This window comes from Paenibacillus sp. 4624, assembly GCF_050435065.1.
Classification (GTDB): Bacteria; Bacillota; Bacilli; order Paenibacillales; family Paenibacillaceae; genus Paenibacillus; species Paenibacillus amylolyticus_D.
Genome location: NZ_JBNDJR010000005.1, coordinates 152788 through 178827, shown reverse-complemented (window position 1 = coordinate 178827; position 26040 = coordinate 152788). Strand labels below are relative to the sequence as shown.

The 26040-nt window shown below is 45.0% G+C and carries 19 protein-coding genes; 4 read left to right on the top strand and 15 right to left on the bottom strand.

From position 1 onward, the window contains the following. Position 1 precedes the first annotated feature (1 nt). The 4 genes from ABIE27_RS13620 to ABIE27_RS13605 form a co-directional block, all read right to left on the bottom strand. Positions 2-1741 (bottom strand): sensor histidine kinase, encoded by a 1740-nt coding sequence (locus tag ABIE27_RS13620; protein ID WP_123063493.1) that lies wholly within the window; start codon positions 1739-1741, stop codon positions 2-4. Continuing rightward, positions 1738-3306 carry a response regulator gene (locus ABIE27_RS13615; protein WP_429350708.1) on the bottom strand — a complete coding sequence of 523 codons (1569 nt, stop codon included), beginning with the start codon at positions 3304-3306 and terminating at the stop codon, positions 1738-1740. Before ABIE27_RS13615 ends, ABIE27_RS13620 begins: the two co-directional genes overlap by 4 nt. A 286-nt stretch (positions 3307-3592) precedes the next feature. Then, positions 3593-5914, bottom strand: a complete 2322-nt coding sequence (locus ABIE27_RS13610) for a glycoside hydrolase family 95 protein (RefSeq protein ID WP_429350707.1) — start codon at positions 5912-5914, stop codon at positions 3593-3595. 185 nt (positions 5915-6099) lie between these two features. Beyond that, positions 6100-8088: a hypothetical protein gene (locus tag ABIE27_RS13605; protein ID WP_429350706.1), complete on the bottom strand. Its 1989-nt coding sequence runs from the start codon at positions 8086-8088 to the stop codon at positions 6100-6102. A 157-nt stretch (positions 8089-8245) separates the two neighbouring features. Here ABIE27_RS13605 and ABIE27_RS13600 point away from each other — a divergent pair, with 157 nt between their 5' ends. From ABIE27_RS13600 to ABIE27_RS13590, 3 genes are all read left to right on the top strand, one after another. Next, complete coding sequence (locus ABIE27_RS13600; RefSeq protein ID WP_123063497.1) at positions 8246-9106, top strand: AraC family transcriptional regulator; 861 nt, start codon at positions 8246-8248, stop codon at positions 9104-9106. A gap of 59 nt (positions 9107-9165) precedes the next feature. Continuing rightward, the gene (locus ABIE27_RS13595; RefSeq protein WP_123063498.1) at positions 9166-10047 is read left to right on the top strand and encodes a helix-turn-helix domain-containing protein; all 882 of its coding nucleotides are present in this window, start codon (positions 9166-9168) and stop codon (positions 10045-10047) included. Between the two features lie 120 nt (positions 10048-10167). Further along, the gene (locus ABIE27_RS13590) at positions 10168-11457 is read left to right on the top strand and encodes a glycoside hydrolase family 27 protein (protein WP_429350705.1); all 1290 of its coding nucleotides are present in this window, start codon (positions 10168-10170) and stop codon (positions 11455-11457) included. A 125-nt stretch (positions 11458-11582) separates the two neighbouring features. On the opposite strand, the gene ABIE27_RS13585 is transcribed toward ABIE27_RS13590, so the two are convergent. The 6 genes from ABIE27_RS13585 to ABIE27_RS13560 form a co-directional block, all read right to left on the bottom strand. Further along, positions 11583-12995, bottom strand: a complete 1413-nt coding sequence (locus tag ABIE27_RS13585) for an MFS transporter (protein WP_429350704.1) — start codon at positions 12993-12995, stop codon at positions 11583-11585. An 80-nt stretch (positions 12996-13075) separates the two neighbouring features. After that, a complete protein-coding gene (locus ABIE27_RS13580) occupies positions 13076-13666 on the bottom strand; it encodes a TetR/AcrR family transcriptional regulator (protein ID WP_429350703.1) in 591 nt (196 codons plus the stop codon). Between the two features lie 86 nt (positions 13667-13752). After that, on the bottom strand, positions 13753-14115 hold the full coding sequence (locus tag ABIE27_RS13575) for a hypothetical protein (protein WP_123063502.1): 363 nt from the start codon (positions 14113-14115) through the stop codon (positions 13753-13755). Between the two features lie 166 nt (positions 14116-14281). Next, positions 14282-15010, bottom strand: a complete 729-nt coding sequence (locus ABIE27_RS13570) for an amino acid ABC transporter ATP-binding protein (RefSeq protein ID WP_429350702.1) — start codon at positions 15008-15010, stop codon at positions 14282-14284. After that, the gene (locus ABIE27_RS13565) at positions 15003-16451 is read right to left on the bottom strand and encodes an amino acid ABC transporter substrate-binding protein/permease (RefSeq protein WP_429350701.1); all 1449 of its coding nucleotides are present in this window, start codon (positions 16449-16451) and stop codon (positions 15003-15005) included. The genes ABIE27_RS13570 and ABIE27_RS13565 overlap by 8 nt, the downstream gene beginning before the upstream one ends. 361 nt (positions 16452-16812) lie before the next feature. Next, positions 16813-18885, bottom strand: a complete 2073-nt coding sequence (locus ABIE27_RS13560; protein ID WP_429350700.1) for a serine hydrolase domain-containing protein — start codon at positions 18883-18885, stop codon at positions 16813-16815. Between the two features lie 253 nt (positions 18886-19138). Here ABIE27_RS13560 and ABIE27_RS13555 point away from each other — a divergent pair, with 253 nt between their 5' ends. Next, positions 19139-20569, top strand: coding sequence for a PLP-dependent aminotransferase family protein (locus ABIE27_RS13555; RefSeq protein WP_123063506.1), 1431 nt, complete (start codon positions 19139-19141; stop codon positions 20567-20569). Between the two features lie 64 nt (positions 20570-20633). Here the strand turns inward: ABIE27_RS13555 and glyA are convergent, their stop codons facing one another. The 5 genes from glyA to ABIE27_RS13530 form a co-directional block, all read right to left on the bottom strand. Further along, positions 20634-21893 (bottom strand): serine hydroxymethyltransferase, encoded by a 1260-nt coding sequence (glyA, locus tag ABIE27_RS13550; RefSeq protein WP_429350699.1) that lies wholly within the window; start codon positions 21891-21893, stop codon positions 20634-20636. Between the two features lie 26 nt (positions 21894-21919). Then, positions 21920-23125 (bottom strand): benzoate/H(+) symporter BenE family transporter, encoded by a 1206-nt coding sequence (locus ABIE27_RS13545; RefSeq protein ID WP_123063508.1) that lies wholly within the window; start codon positions 23123-23125, stop codon positions 21920-21922. 20 nt (positions 23126-23145) lie between these two features. Then, positions 23146-23889, bottom strand: a complete 744-nt coding sequence (locus tag ABIE27_RS13540; RefSeq protein WP_123063509.1) for a YggS family pyridoxal phosphate-dependent enzyme — start codon at positions 23887-23889, stop codon at positions 23146-23148. Positions 23890-24119: 230 nt separating this feature from the next. Further along, positions 24120-25052, bottom strand: a complete 933-nt coding sequence (gene rbsB / locus ABIE27_RS13535; RefSeq protein WP_090915885.1) for a ribose ABC transporter substrate-binding protein RbsB — start codon at positions 25050-25052, stop codon at positions 24120-24122. A 15-nt stretch (positions 25053-25067) separates the two neighbouring features. After that, positions 25068-26039: an ABC transporter permease subunit gene (locus tag ABIE27_RS13530; RefSeq protein ID WP_090915883.1), complete on the bottom strand. Its 972-nt coding sequence runs from the start codon at positions 26037-26039 to the stop codon at positions 25068-25070. Between the last annotated feature and the right edge of the window lies 1 nt (position 26040).

Below are 26040 nucleotides of genomic sequence, written 5' to 3'. Positions count from 1 at the left end.
ATCATTCGCCTTCCGGCTCATCCCCATCCAGTGGAAGCCAGATTTGAATACATGTCCCCTTGTCTTCCTCTGATTGTATAGAAAAAGAGAATCGATCTTTGTAACAAAGTTTCAACCGGCTATAGGCATTTTTCATTCCTACATGCTCACCTATATCCATATTCTGTTCCAGATATCCTACCAATTCTTTCAATCTGGCTTCGGACATGCCAATACCGTTATCCTCCAGCCCGATATGAAGATTCTGACCCTCCAATTGAACAAATAGCCGAATAATTCCTTCACCCGGTGTAGATTCAATACCATGTATGCTCGCATTTTCCACAAACGGCAGGATGACCATTTTCGGAATTCGGTACTTTAATGCGGCAGGATCAGCCTCAATGTAATACTGAAGTTTTTCTCCAAAGCGATATTTCTGGATTTGCAAAAAGCTGTCGATTAGCTCCAATTCCTCCTTCACAGTCACGTCATGCTGATTCCAGCTAATGGACTTACGGAACATTTTGGCCATATGATGCACAATCTTAGCGGTCTCTTTCTCGCCCTTGATCAGGCTGCGCATCCGCACAGATTCAAGCGTGTTAAACAGGAAATGTGGATTAATCTGACTATGCAATGCATGAAGCTGCGCCTGCTGCTGTTTAAGCTCCAAATCTTTTTTTTGAATATCCGCAAGGTATACTTCATCAATCAGGTTCCGAATCGTCTCAGTCATCCGGTTGAATTCCGTTGTCAATTGACCAATCTCGTCCCTTGCATCTTCTGGAGGAATGGTCTGAAAATTTTGCGTTTTTACTTTTTTCATATGTTTGAGAATACGTACCAGTCTAACGTGAATGGATCGGGACATCGCCGCAATGATAATAGAAGGCAGCACAAAATTGATGCAGGCCAGCCAGACGACGAAGGATCGTGATTTACGAACTTCCTGTAACACAATTTCCTCGTCCATCACACCTTGCAGGGACCATCCTTCTAAATAGTTAATGCCAGAATAAACACGATCAAATCGAATCGTTTTATTAGGGAATTCCATCTCCCGGTATAGTTGTCCAACTGAAACATTCTCTGTTCTCGAATCATTCGAAAAGCGAATGTGCCCCCCCGGATCAACCAAATACACTTTGCCATCAAAGCCGCTGTTACGAAATTGCTCATGAAGTAGATCCATATTAAAGTCAATTTTGAGTAGCTGTTCGATACCACCCGTGTTCAGATTATTTAACCGCTGCACGAGACTTAACATCTGATCGGTTGCAATCAAAGTTGGATAAGGAACAACATTATCCTGTAATTGTTTGTACCAGCTACTGTTGCGAACCGCTTCATTTAAGTGTTCAATGTAGCCTGAGGACAAAATCGTTGGATTATCGGTATACACTTGGTACCAGCGAATGCCTTGACTCAGTTGACCGGAGAACTCTCCTTTGAGATAGGAGTTATATGCCCGAATATACTCCGAGTTACTTTCGAACGAACGAGATAACGTGTCATTAAATACAGGATCAGCATAGAGCGAATAAGACAGACCTACCCCTTGATCAATCGTCACACGCAATTCGTTCTTCAGGTTGTTTAACGCCATTCCGGCATCACGAGTTTTCTGGCTACGGATATTTGCTGTGGTTACTTGATAGAAAACGACATTCGTCACAACAATCGGGATGAACACGGATAACACGTACATCAGCAACAATTTATCCCGAAGCTTCATGTAATTCCATTTCCATCTAATCATTGGGCCCCCCGCTGTCCATCCTCTTTCAGAAGATTACGGTAGGCTGTTGGGGTCATATTGACGATTTTCTCAAACTGCGTCACAAAATAGTCCGCATTCTGAAAGCCGATCCGGGCTGCGACCTCATACATTCTCAGATCCGTCTGGCGGAGCAACTTCTGTGCCTCTTGAACCCGAAGATTCAGCAGGTACTCATTAAAATACTGGTTGTAACTTTTGCGGAAAAGTCGACCAAGATAGACCGGATTCATATAGAACTGGGCCGCTATGCTTTTGAGACTGATATTCTCCATGTAATGGGAATCGATATATCGTTTGATCTTGTTAATATCTCCTTTGGACTGCTCCATCCGCAGCTGCGCAATATACTCCTCCGCTTCCTCCAATGCATCCAAAAATGCAATTTTTAATAATCGCAAATTCCATCCATCCTGACCTTGTTCGGCTAATAACTTGAGTTTCTGCAACCCTGCATCCGTACCTCCCATTTCATGCACAACCGCGAGTATGCCCGTAATACAGCGAAGCAGGGAACCTGTAACAGCCTGAGTAGAAAACCGGCGAGAGTGAAACTTGTTGAACATATCTTGCACAATTTCATGACAAGCCCCGCGATTTCGCTCTTCCAGACTTAGGATCAGGGGATCAACCTCTTCCTGATTTATGTTAAATACGTATAACGCTCTATCCTTCACTTCTGTATAATGGATAACACTTCCTGATTCTGCGAATTTATGCTTGGATGCTTCCTCTGCTTCCGCGTAAGATCGAGGTGCATCGGTCATGTCATCTACCAATGTACCTGCATACAAGCCTACATCTGCGCCAAGATGGTCGCTGAGCATGTTTTGAATCCATTGAATTTTCTCAACTACACGTTGTTTTGGAGAGGGTTCCTTCAATAGAACAATCAAGGCAAATCTACCAAGCTGCTCCTCAATAACGTATAGGTTGAACCGATGATCTGCCAACGGATGAAGGATGTCATTAACCTGGTGAAGGGTCACTTTCCGATGCTCTGAACCTGTTTGTAGTTCAAACAGCACAATGATCAATGACGTCTGATGGTCAATACCTAACATCTCTGCGTATCGGATCTCATCTTCTTTTCGAATCTGTCCCTTGATCATGTCTTTTAACATAATTCGACTAGCCTGTCCTTCCTCCAAAAATGCATGTTTTCGCTTATTCTGGATCAGGTTAGCCGCCTTTTGCAGCGTTGCGGTCATTTCTTCGTCATCAATCGGCTTGAGGATGTAATCCTGAACACCGTACCTTATCGCTTGTTGTGCATATTTGAAATCATGGTAACCACTAATGATAATGATTACAGGCTCTAGCGTAGGTGACTTGTCGACAGCACGAATTAACTCGAGTCCATCCAAAATAGGCATTCGGATATCGGTAATAATGACATCGGGATGTAGACATTCCGCCTTATTCAGCGCCTCCAGCCCATTCTCTGCTTCCCCCGCAATCTCCATGCCGAGACTGTGCCAATCAATCAGTTCATGCATTCCTTTACGGATATACATCTCATCGTCGACCAGAAGTACTTTTAACATATTATCTGCCCCTTCCCTTCAAGCGAAATCGTTAAATAAAATCAACAAAAAACGGTATATTCCAATTATAATTAGAAACCGCTTACATTTCTGCAGTTATTTATACACGATGGTTTCCATTCTATCGTTTGCCGTTTGCAAATTCATTGCACGAATCGCTGATTTTATTGCGCGAAAGTACAGTTAGCTGCTTCATAATATAAAAAAAGCGAAACGGAGTCGAGTCTAAACTCGGACGTTTCGCTTAAGAAATGGAGATGAAATTTACATTATATCCTCCTCCTAATCAAGAGGTTACCTTCCACTCTTTTCCTTGTAAAATAATTGAATCTTTTGCACTCTGGAAATCCAGTTCCATATGTTGATCCAGATAAGAAACGTGGACTTTACTTGCTTCGCATGCGCGTATGTTGGCATGAAGCAGCTTGCCTTCGGACCATTCTATATCGACTTCAAATCCGCCGCGTGCTCTCAACCCTCGAACTGAACCATTTGGCCATGCCTTTGGCAATGCAGGAAGTAAACGAATCTCGCCGCCGTGACTCTGGAGCAACATTTCGGCTATGCCCGCCGTACCTCCAAAGTTGCCATCAATCTGAAACGGAGGGTGATCGCAGAATAAATTGGGCAATGTCGAGGAGCGAAGCAGCTCCATAACGTTATCATGTGCATGTTCAGCCTGCTCCAGTCTAGCCCACATGTTCATAATCCAAGCCCGGCTCCAGCCCGTGTGTCCCCCGCCATGTTGCAGTCTGCGATCCAGCGTAATCCGGGCGGCCTTCGCTAATTCAGGAGTCATTTTCGGGTTTATCTGTGATCCCGGATGGAGGGCAAACAAGTGTGATATGTGTCTATGGCCTGGTTCAAGTTCATCATAATCCTTGCTCCACTCTTGAATTTGTCCGTGTTTTCCCACAGCGATATCTGGAATGCGAGTTAATGCTTCTTGCAACTGTGATGCAAATTCCTGATCCTGTTGCAGAATGCATGTACTTTCGATACAACGAGTGAACAGCTCCCGAATAATCTGGTTATCCATCGATGCCCCGTAACAAATTGCACCCGACTCACCATTATCCAGTATGTAGATATTTTCCGGTGAGGATGAAGGACAAATCGTGAGATTCCCCTCAGGGTCTTGCACAAGAAAATCCAGAATAAACAAGGACGCCTCTTTCATCGTTTCGTACACTTTTTTCAAAAAATTCTTGTCTCTGCCGTATTCATAATGATCCCACAAGTGAAGAGACAACCATGCGCCGCCCATCGTCCAGAAGGTCGACGTTAGACATACATCCTGGGGAGCAGGATCTGCCCATATGTCAGAATTATGATGTGCTACAAATCCGCTGCAGCCATACATCTTACTTGCAGTTTCCCTTCCACGCACCTGTAATCGCTCGATAAAATCAAATAACGGGATGTGACACTCCGGCAGATTACAGCTCTCCGCTGGCCAATAGTTCATTTCTGTATTGATATTAATGGTGTATTTACTGTCCCATACCGGAAGCATATCTTTGTTCCATATACCCTGCAGATTGGCCGGTAACGAACCGGGCCGGCTGCTGGAGATTAACAAGTAACGCCCGAACTGAAAATACAGACTGACCAGTTCAGGGTCATCCTGACCTGCTCTAAGCCGCGCGAGTCGTTGATTCATCGGTAGATTCATATAACTGGTATCTGTGATTTCACCCTCCAGATGCAAGTCCATTCGTTTAAAGAGCGACTGATAGTCAGTGATATGATCCTGAAGCAACTGTTCATATGTCTTGGCAGAAGCCGCATCTATTCTTCGTAAACATTCCACCTCTAACTCTTCCTTGGCATAACGAAAATCGGTGCATGCTGCTATTAGCACGGTGGCTGAATCAGCATTTAACAGTGATAGCTGACCAGCCGAATACTGAATCTCTCCTTGTTCATGCGTGACCCGAATCACACAGCAGAAACGGATTCCCCCTTCTCCCCCGCTTCTTCCCCGGATGATCATATCACCATTGCTGCGTTGTTCGATTCGATCAATCAAAGATTGGAATCCGACCGGATGTCTTAGCGCTCCCGATAACGGCGACCATTGTAACACGGAACCTCTGCCAAACAACGCTGTGAAAGATAACTCGCCTGAAACGCTGCTAGACAGACGAACTGCCATGACCTGATCAGGATAACTTGAAAAATATTCTCGCTTGTATTTGGATTTGCCTGATGTATACTGAACGCGAGCAATTCCTTGTTCCAAATCAAGATATCTCTGGTACTCCGTTGCTCCCTCGTCTCCATGATGCATGGCCACGTAGAAATCACCAAGCGGCTCGTAATGCCGCTGTCCATCCGGCACTCCAACTAATGAAGTTAGTGCAAGTTCTTCTGCCTGCCGAATATGTCCACGAAACAGAAGTTCCCTTATGTTACCCAGTGATTGAAGTGCTTGCGGATTGCTCCGTTCCATCGGTCCGCCGTACCAAAGGCTATCTTCATTTAATTGCACTCTCTCTAGATGTGTTCTTCCAAATACCATACCACCGAGGGTTCCGTTTCCGATTGGCAAGGCTTCTTCCCACCGCTCCGCAGCGTGATCAAACCATAGTTGTTTTGAATTCATCCTACACCTCCGACAAGAAATGCATCGCGTTCGATGCTACAATCGCAATATATCGAGCTGATTCGAATTTGACTTACCATAACAGGTTACATGTTTAGTTTAATCGGTGAGTCGGCCGAGCTAAATGAATAAAACTAACCTAAAGCTTCACAATGTTAACCCGAATTGTAAAGGAATATTTTTATTTATTTCGTTGAATTGACATCATCCCATAGGTCACCAACAAGGCCTTCAATGATAGACCCGCTGGCCCACGGCATTAGACAAAACCAGGTACTTGCCGGCGAACCATCGGCATAAGTCTCTGTGACGAGCCCTTGCGAGTGACAAAAACGCTCGGACATCCATCCTTTTTTGCCAAAGTCATATTCATTATCCATACGATTATAGGTTTGACAGCCCCAAGCGACCGTATCCTTCATTCGTTGATGGATGTAGTCATCCTTACGTTGCTTAACATAATATAAAAGCTCATCGATCAAATTGCTGGACATAGGATGAATGTGCGGATTGGCTACAGAAGTGACACTTCCTCCTGAGCTCGACCATTTCAATGTACTCAGCGGCGGGATCTGCACAGGCGAGTTATAACAAAATTTGAAGCTGAACTCGTATTTGATGGCGTCTTTCATATGATCAAGGAACGTCTCCTCCCCAGTTAGTGCATGCAGGAAACGGAGAGCTTTGATATATGCTAGAATGCCTTCGGAATCCACTGCTTTGTCTGCATCAAGTGGGGCACCGTAACATTCCATCTGTTTCACATAGACATTGTAATAATGTCTTTCACTCCGTCTCATTTCCTCCAAATCGGATGAATCATTGGTCAACCAGCTGTAATAAGCTTTCGCTGCAAGGCACCAGGCACCGCTGAAAGCGTCATATTCTAATCCCGCACCTGTGTGCTCGGACAAAATCGTCGGATACTCGCCATCCGCATTTTTACTATGCTCCAAACGAATTAATACTTGCTTCACATAATCCAACCATTCATTATGGGTGTTCTGTAGAATACGGTACTCATAGTCATAACATTTGAGGATATAAAACATGGCTTGTGCAACGAGATAGGATGAATGCCCCGGTGTACGCATACCGTCGAACCACCAGCCTTTAATACTCCAGATTCCATCCTGATAAGCATCATAAGGAAGTCCTGACTCGGGATTCATCGCATTTTCAATAATGTTTGTAATGCATGATAACGCTTGCTGACGCATAGGCTCATCGTTCTGACGTAATGCTGCAATAAGCATGGGGGCTGCAATAGTCATACCGTTCGTCCAGCTGATGGAAATAATCTTGTTATATCGGTAGCTCCCGCTTTCAGCGTCTTCATATACAAAAGTAGAATAGTGACGGTCTTCTGGAAGCCAGGCATAGTCACGAATGGCTGTGGACAAGTCGGATACGGCTTTCCGGATATCGCTTCCTCTCCGTGGATACTCATGGTATTTTTTATAGATTGACTCTATTGCAGAATTAATGCCCAACGGGGAAGATGATTCATAATCATATAATTCCATTATGAACTCCACCACTTCTCCTGCTGCCAGCTCGAAGACGTTCTCTGCCAAAGGTGCACGTTCATGCACAAGTCTTGACTTGATAAAAAGCAGCGGAGCGTTCTCATACCCTAAAGTGTAACCGACAGTACCTTTTTCTATTGAACAGGTGAAGCCAGCATACTGCAGAAAGTTTCCTTTCTGACCGGGATACCATGGTTTTTTCAGTCCAGTATGCTCGTTATTAAGCCAATATGGGCTTGCGCTAAGTCCGACAATTCGGCCTGTGTCATACACTAGGGCAGCCGGATGGGATAAACGATCACTTCGGACCATCCACCAAGGGGATGAAGGCCGGGAAGGGTGTCCTGTACGAATTCTTGGAAATTCGTTAGGTACATTTTGCGGCGCTTCTCCCCGATTATGTCCATACATAAAAGCAGGCAAGAAAAATCTGGGTTGATGTTTGTCAAAACCTAGTTCGATATGAATCACACCGCTCCATCGCTGATTGCCCTCATTCTCAATTGTAACCTGCACCTGTCTCGGATCTTCGGACTTGTCTTTATCAGCAATCACATTCACCTCAGCCCGAAGTCTGTGCGTATCCAATTCGGTGTACACTGTTCCCTCCTGCCAACTGCTGCGTGCGGTAAAAATCAGCTCCATAGAATCCTCCAATTCTGTTTTCCTTATTCATTTCGAAAACGCTTGCAAATATTAAACCAAAATGTTAGGATGATAACATTTTATAGGTTCAAGTTTGCAATTTCATTGCTTAGATTGTGATATTTATTGCGTGGAACGATAAGGAGGTTCTCTTGATATGGATGAATCACTGGAGTATCAATATGATCCCATTCAGACAGATCTGCTGTATTTGCATCGTGTTACAACCTATAATATGGGTACATTCTACCATCGACATAATGGATATGAACTGTTTATTTTCCTTCGCGGCAATGTGAACTTCTATATTGAGAATCGGTGTTACCATCTTCAACGCGGTGATCTTATTGTACTAAGTCCAGAGGAAATGCATCGATCATTTGCACTAGATCAAGATGAATATGAACGAATCACAATCAATCTTCAAAAATCATATCTTCATCGTTTGTCCACATCATCTACTAACCTGTCCACCTGTTTTCATTATCGTCATAAAGACAACGGCAATATCGCGCATTTGAATGAAAAGGAGCTATCGCAGTTTCTCCATCTTACATCTCAGTTAGAGCAAATCTTGGTCTCCTCAGACTATGGTGCTGATATCATGAGAAATATGCTGGTAACCAAGATTCTTCTCATGACCAATCTGCTTTTTAAACATACGGATTTTGTGCCCACAGACATTATGCCTGATTTAGTTCGTAACACCATGGACTATATTGAAACACATCTGACAGATTCTCTCACACTGCAAGATTTATCAGAAAATCTATTCGCCAACAGCAGTTATATCAGTCGTCAATTCAAAAAGCACACCGGACTTACAATTCGAAACTATATTCTTACTCGCCGGATTGAGCTCGCCAAAAGTTGCCTGACTGAAGGCATGAGTATTACAGAGGTTTGTTATCAGTCTGGATTCGGCGATTATGCCAATTTTATTCGTACCTTTACCAAGCTGGTCGGAACATCGCCCGGTAAGTTTGCACGTAACCCTTCAGATCCAGAACTTAAATGATAGTTAAATAGCGAACATGAGTGTAGATTGAGCAGAGTATCCTAGATTGGAGGAAAGCGATGGATATTTTAAAAGGTACCTATGGTTTTCGATTTGCAGAAGATCGTGAACTTGACCTATGCAAGCTTTATGCAACGGGGAGCGATATCATTACTGATCCGTCGTATTATTGGGATGGCCTGGAGCGAACGGATGGTCCTCTTCTATTATTTCAGTACACCCTTGCAGGAGAAGGTATTTATGAAAGTAAAGACCGTACATACCGTGTGACCTCCGGACAGGCTTTTCTTGCAGAGATCCCGAGCGCTCATCGATATTATTATCATCCAGAGTGTGCTGAGCCATGGCATTTCATCTTCCTACTCTTCCGTCCTGATCTCATTCAAGCTCATTGGCAGAAGTTTGTGCGAGAAGCAGGCGAGGTTGCTACTCTCCCCATGGATTCGGCTCCGATCCGTCTGCTGCGCATGATTGTAACGGATGCCGCGGCTGGACGGATAACGGACCCTTTGATTGCCTCATCCAGTGTGTATCAGTTCATGACAGAGCTTGTTCGCTTACAGACGACTGCACGTCATAATCGGGAGAACTGGCCGGAACATATTCAGCAGGCCACGAAGTATATCGAGACCGATTACGCCAGTATGATCAGCGTGGATCAGCTTGCAGAACGTGTTACTCTATCCAAATATCACTTTATTCGCAGATTCTCGGCAAGCACAGGCCTCACTCCAGGTGCCTATCTTACCCGCGTTCGAATCGAGAAAGCGATGGAATTCCTTCGCGGCACGACACTAAGCATTGAACAGATCGCATTGCAGGTTGGATACTCCAGCGGAAGTTATTTTATCAAGGCTTTTCGAGGTTTAACCGGGCTTACCCCAGGGGAGTTCCGAAGCGGCGGCGAGAGCCTCGTATATCGCAGATTGTTTTTTGACTAACCGCAATAAATTGCTATTGTAGACTTAACATTACTGTAGATTATTGAATCCACCTTCATTATGATGAATGTAACTAGAGCAATAATTTAAACCAAGTTCATCATGTAAAGGAGCCTTTCAATGGATCATACTCTTGTTGCACCAACACCTCCTCTTGGCTGGAACAGCTGGGACTGCTACGGAGCTGCTGTCACTGAAAAGGAAATTCGCGGCAATGCGGAGTACATGGCTACACATCTAAAAGCATATGGCTGGAGCTACATTACCGTTGATATTCAATGGTATGAGCCTCTGGCAAACTCCTCACAATACCGCCCGTTCGCTCCACTGATTATGGATGAGTACTCTCGTCTGATGCCTGCAGAAAATCGCTTCCCTTCTGCTGCGGACGGTCAGGGATTCAAACCACTTGCTGATTATGTTCACAGTTTGGGACTAAAATTCGGCATTCATATAATGCGCGGAATTCCAAGGCAAGCAGTTCATGCGAATACAGCTCTATTGGGGACCAGCTCCACCGCCCGTGAGATCGCTCACACCAACTCCATCTGTCCGTGGAACACGGATATGTATGGCGTAGATCACAACAAAGAAGGCGCGCAAGCCTATTATGATTCACTGTTTGAATTGTATGCTTCATGGGGTGTTGATCTGGTCAAAGTGGATGATATCGCTGCCTCCAGATTATATGACACACATCAGCCTGAGATTGAGATGATCTCGAAGGCGATCAAACGTGCCGGACGTCCCATGGTATTAAGTCTTTCTCCCGGTCCTGCCCCCGTGGAATATGCTGATTTTTTCGCGGAACAGGCTAACATGTGGCGGGTCACCGATGATTTCTGGGATCAATGGCCGCTGCTGCTGGATATGTTCGACCGCTGCCGCACTTGGCAGGCCCTTCCTAAGGAGGGGTGCTGGCCGGATTGTGATATGCTGCCTCTGGGGCATATCGGTATTCGCTCTGTCGATGGAGGCGGAGCTGACCGCTGGACGAGATTCACTAAGGATGAGCAATTGACCATGATGTCTCTGTGGAGTATTTTCCGTTCTCCTCTCATCTTTGGCGGTGAGTTACGGGATAACGATGACTGGACACTGTCCTTGCTGACGAACCGTGAAGTTCTGCGTATGCATCGTGAAAGCCATAGTGCAAGAGAAGTGTTACGTCAAGGCGATCTGATCGTTTGGACGGCTGCTCATGTGGATGGCTCCACTTATGTAGCTGTGTTTAATGTTGGTGAGCAACAAGGGCTCCCGGTGGAACTTAATCTTACAACAGCTGGTTTATCCCCTTCCGTTGCAAGCCAAGGAATTGAATTATGGAGTGGCGATTTGATAGAAGTTAACGGGGATATATTACAAACAAATGTGCCTTCGCACGGTGTGCGCCTGTACCATTTTAAGTGAACCATTTCTCCTGAAACGTTCCACTAAGAAGAGGCCCTGTCGTTGAGGACAGACCTCTTCTTTTCAATTTTTTGAAAATCAACGGATAGTAACCGTTTGGCTTGAGTAAACACGTTCAGCTTTTATCAGAACAATGTAGATGATTCATTCATTTGTCCTTGAGACTTACGATCAAAATGCCATCTATACACAAAAGTCATTACCACAACCAACAAGGCAAGCACAATAAATAGATTACTATATACAAATGCAGACGATAGGCTGATAAAAGGGTTGAAATGCATCTGCTGCGCTCCCCCGTCGATGACCTTGCCAAGAACCGTTGTAGATACAGAAGCTGCGATGAAATTAAACATCGACAGTAATCCCATACCAATGCCAACCTGTTCTTTGGAAAGTGTCTGTGCAATCGTATTAGACAGCGCAATTTGCATATATGATTGACCAAGGACTGCCAAGACTAGACAAGATGAAACGAAAAACAATGACACACCGGCAACAAACGATAGACATATGAAGCCAATCGCGAGCATCGTTGAGGCTGTATAGATCAAATAGACATTGCCTTTCTCATCAGCTAACTTCCCTCCTCGTCTTCCCAGTAATGCTGCAATCAGAGCCGATGGTAACATAATTAGACCTGTCAGAGCCGGATAAGAATCATACACATGGGTCAACAGTTGCGGAATAATAAATGGAATGCTAAATCCGCATGCGACCAACACAAATGAAATAATCATTCCCCATGTGTAGGATCGGTTGCAAAAAACAGCTGGCTGCACAAACGGTGATGCTGCGTGAAGAATACGAAGGATAAACAAAGCTAAAACTACAAACCCCAGTAGCAAATACCACAAATTCATTTGAGTCAGCGCGAGCAAAATGGCTCCAATACTTACTGCGAGCAGTATCCCTCCGAGATAGTCCATCTTTTCATAGACTCTCTTCTCATCATTCAAACATTTTCTATAGAAAGGGAGCGTCAACAGCGAAAGCAGCGGAATGGAAAATAGAAACTTCCAGTTCAGTGCACTGGATACGAATCCGGCAACAATAGGACCTAACGCAGATCCCAAGGCGATTCCGATCGCAGAGGTACCGAGTGCCTGACCACGCTTGTTCGGCGGAAAATATCGAACCGGTATAATCATGGCAAGAGCTGGAATGACGGCAGCCCCTGCGGCCTGAATCAGTCGTGCCAAAATAATCATAAAGAAGGAAGTAGACAGAATCCCCATGGCAGAACCAGCAGCCAATAATAAGAGCCCAAAAGTGATTAAATGCTTAATGCTGTATCGGTCTGTTAGCTTCCCGTAGGTGACTGTACCGACGGCATATACAATTAAATATCCGGTAACGATCCAGCTTGTTTCGGAAGCTGACCGTTCGAATTGATCCCCAATGACGGGTAAAACAACATTAAACATCATTCCGTTCATTACAGAAATGATCAATGTGAAGACAAGCACGCGAAGTAGTACCGTTTCTTTACCGGTTGAAGATGTATCCTGGATTTCTAAACTCTCTGTGTCCTTCATCGTTTCCCTCTTTTCCATACGTTACTTAAAATACAAACAATTGACTGTCAGTACTTACTGTCATTTAACTGACTAAAAAACTAGGGCGTAAGAGCCCTAGTGAACGTCCATACACTTTCGGCAATCACATCTTCTAATGAAAGCCACGGAAAATGTACATGATCCTCCATATGATTAATAAACAAGCCGTAGTTTAATGCCATGAAGGAAAAAGCCTGTAATTCAGCATTGATCTGAATCACCTTACCTTGTTCGTACATCGTTTGTAAATAACGGGTTAACCGTTCAAGTAACTGCTGGGGGGGTCGTATCGTTTGTGTTCTTAAATCCGGCAAATGATTCATTTCCTTCAGACTGATCATAAACAATTTGCGGTTCTTATGCATGATTTCGTGATAGGTTCTGCTCACCAACAATAAATCTGAATGCAGATTCCATACCAGTTTTTCCTCAAAAAGTCGTGTCATTTCTGCGGCATAATGATATTCATCAAATGCGCTCTCAAGCAAATTTTGTTTCGTACCAAAATGGCGAAATAACGTCTTCTCACTTACGCCCGCGGTTAAAGCAATCTCCTGCGTTGTAACGCTTTTATATCCCTTTACCGAGATCAACTCGATCGCCGTTAACATTAACTTCTCTCTTGTGTTCCGTTTACTTGAATTGGACATTAAGCTCTCCTTCTACCCCAATGTCAGTGACCACTGTCATAAAAGAAGACTACCTTTTGAATCACTCTTTGTCAAGTACTTCAGGCTCATTTCTGTTCCATCGCCTGCACAGCAAGTTGAAAAGCTCGAATTCTTCTCTCCAGTAAGGTATATTGGGGTGTTCCAGCTGTAGACTTATCCATCATTTGTTTAAGAGAAGGAAGGAGATTGTTCATCACATGACGTGCCTCGGATATTTCCAAGCTACTATAATGTTGGTCATCTCTCCCATTCCAGGTGTGTTCCAATATATATAAACTGACAATGAGCGCACGAAGTCGTTTCTCTATAACAGTTGTATTTGCTTCTTTCCCCGCCATGTTCTTCAGAGCGTTCTCCGATTTACGAATCACAGACTGAAAGGCTTCAATCGATTGTCGTTGTATCAACTCCGTTACGGGTTCGGTCATAGGATAATACTCCTTTATAAGTATTTTTATTTAGGCAATTATATGGATATTAAAGCTAATATGCCCTGCATTTCACGAAGCTCATTATATCCCTTATGAAATAAATGTACAAAGCAAAAAAGCCGCATATCGCGACTTTTTTTATTGAACCATGATAAAACTGGGATTAGAGCACCTTTTCCAAAAAGCTGATTGTGCGTTCGTGCTGCGGTTTACCGAAGATCTGTTCAGGATTACCTTCCTCAACAATATATCCACCATCCATAAAAATAACCCGATCCGCAACTTCGCGGGCAAAGCCCATCTCATGCGTAACAATGATCATCGTCATACCTTCGCGCGCGAGGTCCTTCATCACACCAAGTACCTCTCCAACCATTTCCGGGTCAAGTGCCGAAGTAGGTTCATCGAATAACATGACGTCAGGATTCATCGCTAACGCACGGGCAATGGCTACACGCTGCTTCTGACCACCGGAGAGCTGGCTTGGGAAACTGCCTGCTTTATCTGACAGACCGACACGGTCAAGCAAGCGAAGAGCCGTTTCTCGTGCCTGTGCTTGATTTAATTTGCCAAGTTCCATAGGCGCGAACATTATATTTTTGAGCACACTGAAGTGTGGAAACAGATTAAAATGCTGGAATACCATACCGATGTTTTCACGGGCTTTATTGATATCGATATCTTTGCTGTTTAAGTCCTGATCATCGACAATAACACGGCCTGCGGTGATATCCTCCAAACAGTTAATACAACGCAGAAATGTACTTTTCCCCGAACCGGAGGGACCGATCACACATACAACCTCTCCTTCGTTCACAGTAACGTCTATTCCTTTCAACACCTGATTGGAACCAAAACTTTTCTTCAGACCTTCTATTCTAATTTTACCCACGACGGATTCTCACCTCCAGATAATCGGCAATTTTAGTCAGTATAATAATAACGATCAAGTACATTATCGCAACCGTTAACCAAATGTCAAACGAGGCCAAGGATCTGGCAATAATGATTTTACCCGACTGTGTAAGCTCAACCAGCCCGATAACGGACAAGATGGACGTATCCTTCAACGTAATAACCATCTGGTTGATAAATGAAGGAATCATCACACGGATCGCCTGAGGAATGACAATTTTCATCATTGCTTTGCGATACGGAAGTCCGAGTGAACGAGCCGCCTCCATCTGCCCCCGATCAATCGATTGAATACCCCCACGGATAATCTCAGTAACGTACGCTCCGGCATTTAAGCTCAGCGTCAGAATCGCTGCAAGGAACAGCGGCATCGTAAAGCCAAATGCCTGAGGAATACCAAAGTAAATGAAGAACGCGAGTACAAGCAACGGAATACCACGGAAAATATCAACGAAAATGGTGGCGATGCCGCGCAAAACTCTGTTACGCCCTACTTTCATAAAGGCGAAGATCAAACCAATAATAAACGCGAAGAACAGAGACATGATTGTGTATAACAGTGTATTCCCCAAACCTTTCAACAGGGCTGGAAGAGACTTGATCACAAGCTCCATTCGTCCCAGGCTTGCAACAGTCTCCGCATTGTCACCTATATACTTATCTACAATACGCTTGTATTCACCGCTTTCCTTGATGTTTGCAAGGCCTGCGTTAAACTTCTGCAGCAACTCCTGGTTTTTACCTTTACTTACAGCAAAGCCGTAAGGCGCACCCTTTTCTGGTTCTGTAACAACTTTCAGTCCGTTTTTTTGATTCTCCCCATATTTCAATACAGGGTAATCATCAAAACATGCTGCAGAATTTCCCGTTTTCACATCTTCATACATTAGCGCCGAATCATCAAAAGGTACAATGGTAAACCCATACTTCGATGCGTTCGCTTCAGCAAAACGATACCCTTCCGTCCCCGTTTTTACTGCTACCTTTTTACCGCGGAGATCTTCATAGCTTTTTATTGTATCATTGCTCGCTTTAATGCCCATAACAACGCCTGATTCAAAATACATATCAGAAAAATCAAATTGGGTTTTACGTTCATCCGTAATACTCATACCTGCAATGACACCATCTACCTGATTGGATTCCAGTGCCTGCACGGCTGCGTTAAAACCTAAGGCTTTGATCTCATATTTGAAATTCTGGTCCTTCGCAATCGCTGCAAGGATATCCATGTCAATGCCGACAAGCTCTCCGTTTATATCCTCAAATTCAAACGGTGCAAAGGTAATGTCGGTACCGATCACATAGCTTTTTACCGATTGCGATTGTGCCTGCACACTTCCCGTCCAACCTGTGAAGCCGGACACCAGAAGCAGCACCATGGTAAGTATAAGTATTGTAATCCTGTTATTCTTCATATGTCCTCCTCGTCTTGACGTCATGCCATACTTATGTTTCCAAACCTGCTTCCATTATTATTCTCAGCACTTGAACAATCAATGCTCTTTCTACCCACCTTCATCTTTTGTTTCCATGGCAATTCTTCATTCCACTTGTAAAACTCCTCTTATACTTACCCTGGAGGTCAGGTTAGCGAAACCCGAATTTAAAATTTGAAACATTAATTTGAAACATTAAAATGAAAAAAAGCCGCAAAGCGCGACTTTTTAGCGATCATATGGATAAGCATGAATTCTCCTTTAAAAAACATTAATGCTCAAGATCAATCAATCGTAATTAAGAAAACATGTCCCTCTCGTCCATAAACAGAGTTCTCCTTTATTTCAACGTAATCTCAAACACAGCTCCCGCTTCACCTGCAAAGACAATGCTGCCTTTCTCCGGGAGTATCATTGTCGTTTGACCGCTAACTACGCTATGATTCAGGCTAACTCCAGACGCATCATACACAACAAAAGAACCATCTGAAGGGACGTTCACTTTCATTTCTTTCCCTCCAGCCGAAGTCGGGATAGAGAACCATCTGGCATAACCATTCGCCTGAATTGTCGTTTTCGATTGGTGACCTGCATAAATCGGTTTCACAATATCCTGGCTGGCATATATATTGCCTCCTTGTGAAACAAACTCTATACCGTCCTGTTTGAAAAATGTAAATTCCATCGTGTCACGTCCGGCTACACCAGGAATTTGTAATCGATTCATAGCTTGATCCGCACCCGTAATCGCGTTGGTGTAAATATAGCCTGGCAGTTCACTCAACAACTGAATAGGGATAAGCGGCATTGCTGTATTATATAATGTCGAGGTATGCTTCTCATTCACGAGCACATATGCTTTATCGGCACGTGACTGCCACGTTGCTTTCGCCTCATCCGACAAAGGGTTCGCTTGAAGCTTCTGTGCCTTGTACTCCGAGGAAGCAAGCTGCCCGAGTCCAGGTGCGGATTGGTACGAACGTGTCCACAGATACGTATTTCCGTTATCTTCCTTAACAAACTTCACTTTCTCCGTACCCGCTTCATTTACAAAAGAGCCCTCAGCAATATATGTGTACTTCTGCTTCGGACTATTGGGAGCCGTTAACATCGAGATCGTGAGTTGGCCACTCTCCTGCACTTCCAGTTTCATTAACATGTTGGCGCCGCCGCCATAGATTCCCGAATGTTTCATCTCTTCTTTTGGCATCTCTGCCTTCACAGGAACCCCATGTGACTTCTCCGCTTTACGCTCCGGAATTAGTTGCTTTTCTTCCAGCGCACTGAGTAACAACTCCGTTGCAATTAATTGATTCGTTGAACTTGAACCTCCAGAAGATGTAACGGCTGCAGCCATGTTATGCTCAGGAAGTACAATCAGAGAGGCGTGATAGGCTATCGTATTACCACCTTTAGTCCATGCCTTGATCCCATATTGATTGAAAGGAAATAAGTTCACACTGTCCCATCCAAGCCCGTAAGCAATAGACGAATCGGCGTCCTCTGGCCACAGTCCCCTTTTGTACTCTTCCTGTCCCGTTGCATTCGCCGATTCTTTGGAAAGAACACCTCTCTTCTCGTTCGTGAACACTTGTGACAGCTTCACCAAATCTTCGGCTGTGGAATAGATGCCGCCTGAAGCAATCATATTGGTTGTCTCCAAAGGCTGCCTTTCCTTCTTGGCGGAGTACGTCGTTGCCATTTGTTTCAAATCGAGCGGATCTTGTGGCGTCTTGGTATGATTCATGCCAAGAGGTGTTGTGATATGACGGTGCATGAATTCCGTAAAACTCAAACCGCTGACTCGCTCCACCAGAATCTCGGCTAATGAAAACCCGTCATTACTATAAACCGAATAGGCACCAGGATCAGCCTTCAGATGCTGTGACGCCAACTGATGCAGTAACGTATCATGTGCATGTGTATCCGGATCTTCAAATAGGATTGCACTATTACTTGATGTGCCAAGAAGTCCTGATGAATGGTTTAACAACATACGTACTGTAATTTGAGTATAGCGCTCGTCCTTCATTCTAAAGTCAGAAATATACTTAACTACCGGATCATCCAGTTTAACTTTCCCCTGATCCACCAGCTTCATGACAGCAGTTGTGAGAAACATTTTACTTGTCGAGCCTATGCCATACATTGTGTCTGACGTGAGGGGCACATTCCCCGCAGGATCATTGATACCTGTCTGCCCGTAAAGAACAATCTGTCCTGCATCGATAAGTGCGTATTGAACACTGGCAACACCGTAACTTTCGGTCAGTGTTTTCGTTTTTGCAGTGACGGCTTTTTGAGTTAGTTCAAAATTTGATTCACTTGGAATCTCGGTTGCATATACAGCCGTGGGAGTTAACATCGCCAGCACCACGGTCATCGCGATTATAGACGTTCTTTTTCTTCTCATCTTCATCTTCTCCTATTCTGCTCTGTGATCATCGTGTTGTGCTGTTTCCTAACGCAGTATAAACGAAGAAAATGAACTGCCAACGTCTTGAATATGAACTGGAGATGAACAGTCAAATCATTATTATAATCTTGATTCATCATTGCAGCTTGAACCGTTGTCATGATAATATTCCATACAATGGAACGTCCGAATTTTCATTATGTTCAAGTAATATACAATCCATAAATTCAACAACAACGGAGTTGTTATGATGTTAAAAGTGAACCGAAATGATGACCGCCCGATCTGGCAGCAACTGCTTGACCAGGCTATTCACAACATTACAACCGGGAACTGGCCTCCAGGTGAGCTGCTGCTTCCGTCACGTGAGTTAGCCGCGCGGATCGGTGTTTCACGGTCTACAATTCAGATCGTTTACGAAGAATTATTCAGCCGGGGTTATACCGTAACCTCACGTCGCGGTGGAACAAGAGTCAGCCATTCGATCCAGGTGCTCCGTTCTTCAGAAGAGGAGCCACCGTCCGGGCCTGTACCTCCCGCACTGCCTTTAGTACACGAATCCATTGCCAAACTGCAGAGCTGGTTTGGAGATCAAGATGCACCGCAGGTGGACATTGATTTCAACCCGCACGAGCCTTATATCGATGAGACGTTCACCCAATCCTGGAGAAAATCATTTTTGCAGGTGTCTGCTGAACCCGACCTTGATATCTGGTCGTATGGCGATGCCAGAGGTTTCCTGCCGCTGCGAGAACAGATCCAGCGTTACCTGTCCCTAGAACGAGGAATTCATATTGAAGTTGATCAGATTTTGTTAACTTCAGGCGCACAACACAGCATTGATTTGATTACTCAGGCACTTCTGACTGAAGGAGACAGAGTGTCCGTGGAGGACCCCGGTTTTCCTGCTGCCTGGACCACCATGAAATACCGCGGTATGCAGATCGATGCCGTACCGGTTGATGAGCAGGGACTGTGTGTAGATCGCATCCACCCAGAATCGAGGCTCGTATTTGTCACACCTTCACACCAATGCGCCACCGGAATCATAATGTCAGAGCCGCGCAGACAGCAATTCATGCAATTGGCCGGAAAACGTGGGATGTGGATTATCGAGGACGATTACGATAGCGAATTCAGATATCGTGGAGACCCGATTCCCACCCTGTTCAGCCAACTGCCTCAGAATACGCTTTATATGATGAGTTTCTCCAAAATGATTGCGCCCGGTATACGTTTATCCGCAATTATAGGACCTCAAGCAGCGGTTGAGCGGCTTACCCAGATTCATGAACTGACTTATCGCCATCTCCCCATAATGGAGCAGCTAACGCTGAATCATTTTATTGAGCGGGGGCAATTTATGCGCCACATGAGAAGAGTTCGTAACATTTATCGCCGCAGACACGAGGTCATGACCAAAGCGATCCATTCTTCCGGCCTTAGTTCGCGTTTTAGGTTAAGTGGAGTAGAAACGGGATTACATATACTTCTTGAAGCAGAAGCGTCATGTGATGAAGCAACAATAACCTCTGCCGCCCGCAGGCAGGGTGTCTGTGTTTATCCGCTAAGCAGATACTGCCTGGAAAGTGACCGTAAGGGGTGGGTATTAGGTTTTGCAAAAGTAGATGAGGAACGTATCGAAGAAGGCATCTCCCGATTTGCCCGCACCGTTTTATAACAATGGAATAGAGCCCGCCAGCAATCCAAAATCGATAAGAAGATTGCAGACGGGCTGTATCTATTTATGAGGTGAACGATGCTCCTGCTTCGTACAGAGGAAATCGTGATGTGATCTCGCGCACACAACCTGATATGTGCTCTTTTACTTTAGTATTCGCTGGATTTTTAAAAGCAAGTGCGATAAGCTCGGCGATTTCTTTCATCTCCCCGGCACCAAGCCCTCTGGTTGTCATGGCAGGAGTTCCAAACCGAATACCGCTTGTAACTAACGGACTTGCTGTATCGTGAGGAATCGAATTTTTGTTTGCCGTGATGCCTGCTTCATCCAGCATCATTTGAGCGTCTTTACCCGTAAGGCCAACGCTGCGCAGATCAACGAGAATAAGATGATTATCGGTACCTCCAGAAACAAGAGAAAGTCCTTCATTTCTTAGCGTTTCCGCCATTACTTTGGCATTATTCAGAACGTTTCTCATATAAACAGTGAAATCAGATTGCATTGCTTCCCCAAAAGCGACTGCTTTTCCCGCAATAATATGCATAAATGGCCCGCCCTGCGTTCCTGGAAAAACAGCTTTATCGATGGCCCGTGCCCAGGATTCTTTACACAAAATAGCACCTCCACGCGGACCTCGCAGCGTCTTATGTGTCGTGGTTGAAACAATATGTGCATGCGGTATGGGGTTAGGGTGTAATCCTGCTGCAACAATGCCCGCGATGTGTGCCATATCTACAAACAGTAAAGCTCCCACTTCGGAAGCAATTTGAGCAAAAAGTTCAAAATCAATACGCCTCGGGTATGCACTTCCGCCTGCAACGATCATTCGCGGACGATGTTTGTGAGCCAGTTTTCGCACTTCGTCAAAGTCAATAAGACCCGTTTCCGGATCGACACCATAGGAAACAAAATGATAAAATCTTCCTGAAAAATTAACAAGACTTCCATGCGTCAGATGACCCCCATGAGCAAGATTCATTCCAAGAATCGTATCACCTATCTCAACTGAGGCAAGATATACAGCCATATTCGCCTGTGAACCGGAATGAGGCTGCACATTCGCATGTTCAGCACCAAATAGTTGTTTCAGGCGATCATTAGCAATATCCTCTACCGTATCAACATGCTCGCATCCACCATAATATCTTCTGCCCGAATAACCCTCTGCATATTTATTGGTTAATACGCTGGCCGTGGCCTCCATTACGGCTTGGCTCACAAAATTCTCTGAAGCAATCAGTTCTATCGTATCCCGCTGTCTTGCAAGCTCGTGACGGGCTGCTGTTGCCACAGTTTTATCTTGGCTCTCTATATGTTTTAACATCCTGATCATCATCCCTTTCTGGTTTCTTAAGCATTTGTCCCAAGTTGTTTTTTGGCAAATTTATGATGAATTAGAAGATGTGCCATGACTCCAGCCACAAGTCCCCAGAATGCACCGCCGATGCCAAACAAAGTTACATTAGCCGCTGTTGCTAAAAATGTAATTAATGCCGTTTCCCGTCCGTTCGGGTCCGCCAGAGCGTTAGCCAGGCTGCCGCCGATCGTTCCAAGTAAAGCGAGCCCTGCTAATGTGGCGATAAATGCCGCTGGAAGAATTAAAAATAATGCGGCTAAGGTCACGCCAAAAATTCCGACAGTTATGTAGAAGACTCCGCAGGCAATGCCCGCAATATAACGCTTGGACGCATCTTCATGCGCATCTTTCCCTGTGCATATAGCTGCGGTAATGGCTGCCACGTTAAATGCATGTGAGCCGAATGGTGCGGCGATAAGTGAACCCAAGCCGGTGACCGTTAATATAGGGTTAGCACTCGTTCGAAAACCATCATTGCGGAGAACCAGCATACCTGGCATGTACTGCCCTGTAAGCGTAATAATAAATAACGGCAGGGCCACACCTAGCAGTGCCTGAATTGAGAATTCGGGAGCTGTGAAAACAGGTAAAGCGACAGCCAGCTGAATGGAGCTGAAATCGGTTTTCCCCATAATTACCAGATAAATCAGGCCGAGAATCAATATACCAACGATTGCATAACGAGATGTAAACCGTTTTAACACGATATAGGCGGTAAACAGCAGAATAACCAGTACAGGTTCGACCTTGGCCCCTTCAAACGCGGAGATACCGAACTGGAGTAAAATTCCTGCAAGTAAACCAGAAGCGATCCCTGGCGGGATTAATCGGACGAACCGTTCAAACAAGCCAGACATGCCCAAAATGACAAAACCAACGGCTGAAATCATATAAGCACCTACGGCTTCTGAATAAGGAGTTACAGCCAGCATGGAGACAAGGAAGGCTGCAGCTGGAGTAGACCACGCAGTAATGATAGGTTCTTTGTAGCGGTAACTAAGCCATATCCCCGTGATCCCTACGCCAATCGAAATGGACCATATCCAGGAAGCGGTCATTTCCGGACTTAGCCCTGCTGCTTTGGCCGCTTGAAACACAAGAATGAAGGTCCCTCCATAATTGACAATTACAGAAATTAAAGCAGCGGTCACTGGCGATATCAAATCGCGTCCGCGAATCTTATTAGATGCTGTTTTCAATGTAAACCCCTGCCCCTCAACTAATCTTCTATCTTTGTATGTTCGTTCCAGTAGTATTCATCGGGTACATAACGTGGGCCAAACACATTCGTTCCCACACGAACGATGGTGGCCCCCTCTTCAATCGCCATACTGAAATCACCGGACATGCCCATGGATAACATTTCCATGTCGACGCGTGGGATGTTTCTCTCTCTGATCTGTATACTGAGCTGTTTCAACAACCGAAAACATTGACGGGTCTCATCCGTTGATGCATGCAGTTTCCCAATCGTCATTAATCCTTTTACATGCAGCGTATCAAATCGAGATAACTGTTCAACGAGTTCCACTGCATCCTCTGGAGAAGCTCCGAATTTACTTTCTTCATAGGACGTATTAATTTGTACAAGAATGTCCATTGTCCGCTGTTCTTTGACAAGCTGGTCATGTAAGACCTGCCCGAGCTTCAGACGATCCACCGAATGGATCATTGTCACATACTTAACAACCTCCTTTACTTTATTCGTCTGCAGATGTCCGATAAAATGCCATTCCACCGCTTTGGACTGCTCCATAAGAGGATATTTATCTCGCAGTTCCTGCACTTTGTTTTCTCCAAACAGCTTTTCACCTGCCTGCACAGCGACCTGTAACTTCTCAAGCGGTACCGTTTTCGTGGCTAAAAGCAACTTTACATCGGTAATATTTCGTCCAGAAGCCTTGCAAGCCAGTGCCATTTGTTTTCTAACCATTTTTAAATTTTCTTCAACAGGATGATCCAAGCTGGATGCCCCTTTCTACTCACCTTTTGAATGACAGTATAACAATCTATGGACTGAATATGTATATCCAAAGTTATTATTTTCGAGCAATCCAAAAGGTTATAATTTGCAATTGAAGTCAGGTATGAGCCTGATTTGAGTTTTTAACCATCTATAATTTCCACGATAAAAAATCCCGTTCCGGCTTTTTCAGCCAGAGCGGGATTCGTGTATTACCTTTTAAATATTGATTATTGATTTACGTTTTCCTTGGTAACCAGCTTTAACTCAGCCGGAATGGATTTCTCCACCTGCTTGCCGCTCAGCACATCGAGTGCGGCTTGCAGTGCAAGCTGTCCAATCAACTCGGGCTGCTGAGCTACGGTTGCAGTCAGTTTACCATCCTGAATCGATTTAATGGCATCATCGTTGCCGTCAAAACCGATCACCGGGATATCTTTACCCGAGCTTTGAATCGCTTCAATGGCACCCAGAGCCATCTCGTCATTGTGAGCAAATACGGCTTGCACTCCCGGATTACCTTGCAACAAGTTCTCCATGACATTCAGACCTTTGGATCGGTCAAAGTCAGCAGATTGTTTGGCAACCACATCCAGCTTCTGATCTGCGATCTCATGGAAACCTTTGCCGCGCTCCCTTGTAGCGGATGCACCTGGGACACCTTCAAGCTCGATCACTTTGGCTCCTTCACCTAATTGCTTAACGATGTATTCGGCAGCCATGCGCCCACCCTTCGCATTATCGGAAGCAACAAGTGCTGCAACTTCACCTTTATCCGCAGAACGATCCAGCGTAATTACTGGAATGCCGACACTATTAGCGGATTGAACCGCTGTAGAGATTGCAGCGGAATCTGCCGGGTTAATGAGCAAGGCATCTACGCCCTGCTGAATGAGATCGTCCACATCGTTCGTTTGCTTCGCAGAATCGTTCTGTGCATCAACTACAACAACTTGAATACCCTGTTTCTGTGCTTCTGCTACGACACCGTCTTTCAGCGAAACGAAGAACGGGTTGTTCAGTGTCGAGATCGACAAGCCGATTTTTTTCTGTTCCTTACCTCCGGCTGACTTTGGTTTCGCCCAGCCTGGCGGCTCCAGCGAACATCCGGCTAGAACAACGATCAGTATCATGCTAACAAGCGTTAGTGTCCATTTTTTCATGTTGTTTTCTCTCCCTTAAGCGGTTTTCTTGCGGTCCAGCAGGACTGCGATAGCAATAACGACACCCTTCACGACCATCTGGTAGAAAGAGTTCACACCGAGCAGGTTCAGACCGTTATTCAATACACCGATAATCAGCACACCAATCAATGTACCTACAATGCGTCCACGACCGCCAGAAAGACTTGTACCGCCCAGCACAACTGCAGCGATGGCATCCAGCTCATAGGATGTACCTGCTGTAGGTTGAGCGGAGTTCAGACGTGATGTCAGAATTGCACCAGCCAGCGCAGCAAGCATACCTGCAAGGGAGTAGATCATAATTTTGACACGGGATACCTTGATACCTGAGATAATCGAAGCTTTTTCATTACCGCCGATGGCGTACGTTTTGCGGCCGAAGGCCGTTTTATGCAAAATCGTCCACAGAATCACAAACGTAATCAGCATTGTAATCGCCGGTACCGGAATACCGAGCAGGTATCCCCGTCCAAACAACTGGAACAGCAGACTGTCGCCCAGGCCTGTGATTGGATTACCGTTGGTATATACCAGCGTCAAACCTCTGAAAATAGTCATCGTTGCAAGGGTTGCGATAAATGGAGCCATGTTACCCTTGGTAATCATCAGTCCATTGACCATACCCATGACGCCGCCAAGCGCAACCCCGATAATGATCGACAGAATCGGATCAAGACCGGATAACATCATGTTGGCTACGAACGCACTGGATAAGGCAAGTATAGAACCAACCGACAGGTCAATCCCGCCTGTGAGAATAACAAACGTCATCCCAAACGCAATCAAGGCATTAATGGAAACCTGGCGAAGCAAGTTCAGAATATTAAGCGGTTCCAAGAAGCTTGGATTGAGCACGGAAACGATAACAATCAGGATGATTAATCCGAGTAATGGACCGAGTTTTTGTGTTACGCTAGACAAGCGGAACCCGCTTTTGGCTGTTTTAGTGTCCTGCATTGTTGTCATG

Excerpts from the sequence above, each read along its gene's own strand:
- ABIE27_RS13620 (WP_123063493.1), bottom strand. The coding sequence starts at position 1,741 with ATGATTAGATGGAAATGGAATTACATGAAGCTTCGGGATAAATTGTTG.
- ABIE27_RS13615 (WP_429350708.1), bottom strand. The coding sequence starts at position 3,306 with ATGTTAAAAGTACTTCTGGTCGACGATGAGATGTATATCCGTAAAGGA.
- ABIE27_RS13610 (WP_429350707.1), bottom strand. The coding sequence starts at position 5,914 with ATGAATTCAAAACAACTATGGTTTGATCACGCTGCGGAGCGGTGGGAA.
- ABIE27_RS13605 (WP_429350706.1), bottom strand. The coding sequence starts at position 8,088 with ATGGAGCTGATTTTTACCGCACGCAGCAGTTGGCAGGAGGGAACAGTG.
- ABIE27_RS13600 (WP_123063497.1), top strand. The coding sequence starts at position 8,246 with ATGGATGAATCACTGGAGTATCAATATGATCCCATTCAGACAGATCTG.
- ABIE27_RS13595 (WP_123063498.1), top strand. The coding sequence starts at position 9,166 with ATGGATATTTTAAAAGGTACCTATGGTTTTCGATTTGCAGAAGATCGT.
- ABIE27_RS13590 (WP_429350705.1), top strand. The coding sequence starts at position 10,168 with ATGGATCATACTCTTGTTGCACCAACACCTCCTCTTGGCTGGAACAGC.
- ABIE27_RS13585 (WP_429350704.1), bottom strand. The coding sequence starts at position 12,995 with ATGAAGGACACAGAGAGTTTAGAAATCCAGGATACATCTTCAACCGGT.
- ABIE27_RS13580 (WP_429350703.1), bottom strand. The coding sequence starts at position 13,666 with ATGTCCAATTCAAGTAAACGGAACACAAGAGAGAAGTTAATGTTAACG.
- ABIE27_RS13575 (WP_123063502.1), bottom strand. The coding sequence starts at position 14,115 with ATGACCGAACCCGTAACGGAGTTGATACAACGACAATCGATTGAAGCC.
- ABIE27_RS13565 (WP_429350701.1), bottom strand. The coding sequence starts at position 16,451 with ATGAAGAATAACAGGATTACAATACTTATACTTACCATGGTGCTGCTT.
- ABIE27_RS13560 (WP_429350700.1), bottom strand. The coding sequence starts at position 18,885 with ATGAGAAGAAAAAGAACGTCTATAATCGCGATGACCGTGGTGCTGGCG.
- ABIE27_RS13555 (WP_123063506.1), top strand. The coding sequence starts at position 19,139 with ATGTTAAAAGTGAACCGAAATGATGACCGCCCGATCTGGCAGCAACTG.
- glyA (WP_429350699.1), bottom strand. The coding sequence starts at position 21,893 with ATGTTAAAACATATAGAGAGCCAAGATAAAACTGTGGCAACAGCAGCC.
- rbsB (WP_090915885.1), bottom strand. The coding sequence starts at position 25,052 with ATGAAAAAATGGACACTAACGCTTGTTAGCATGATACTGATCGTTGTT.
- ABIE27_RS13530 (WP_090915883.1), bottom strand. The coding sequence starts at position 26,039 with ATGACAACAATGCAGGACACTAAAACAGCCAAAAGCGGGTTCCGCTTG.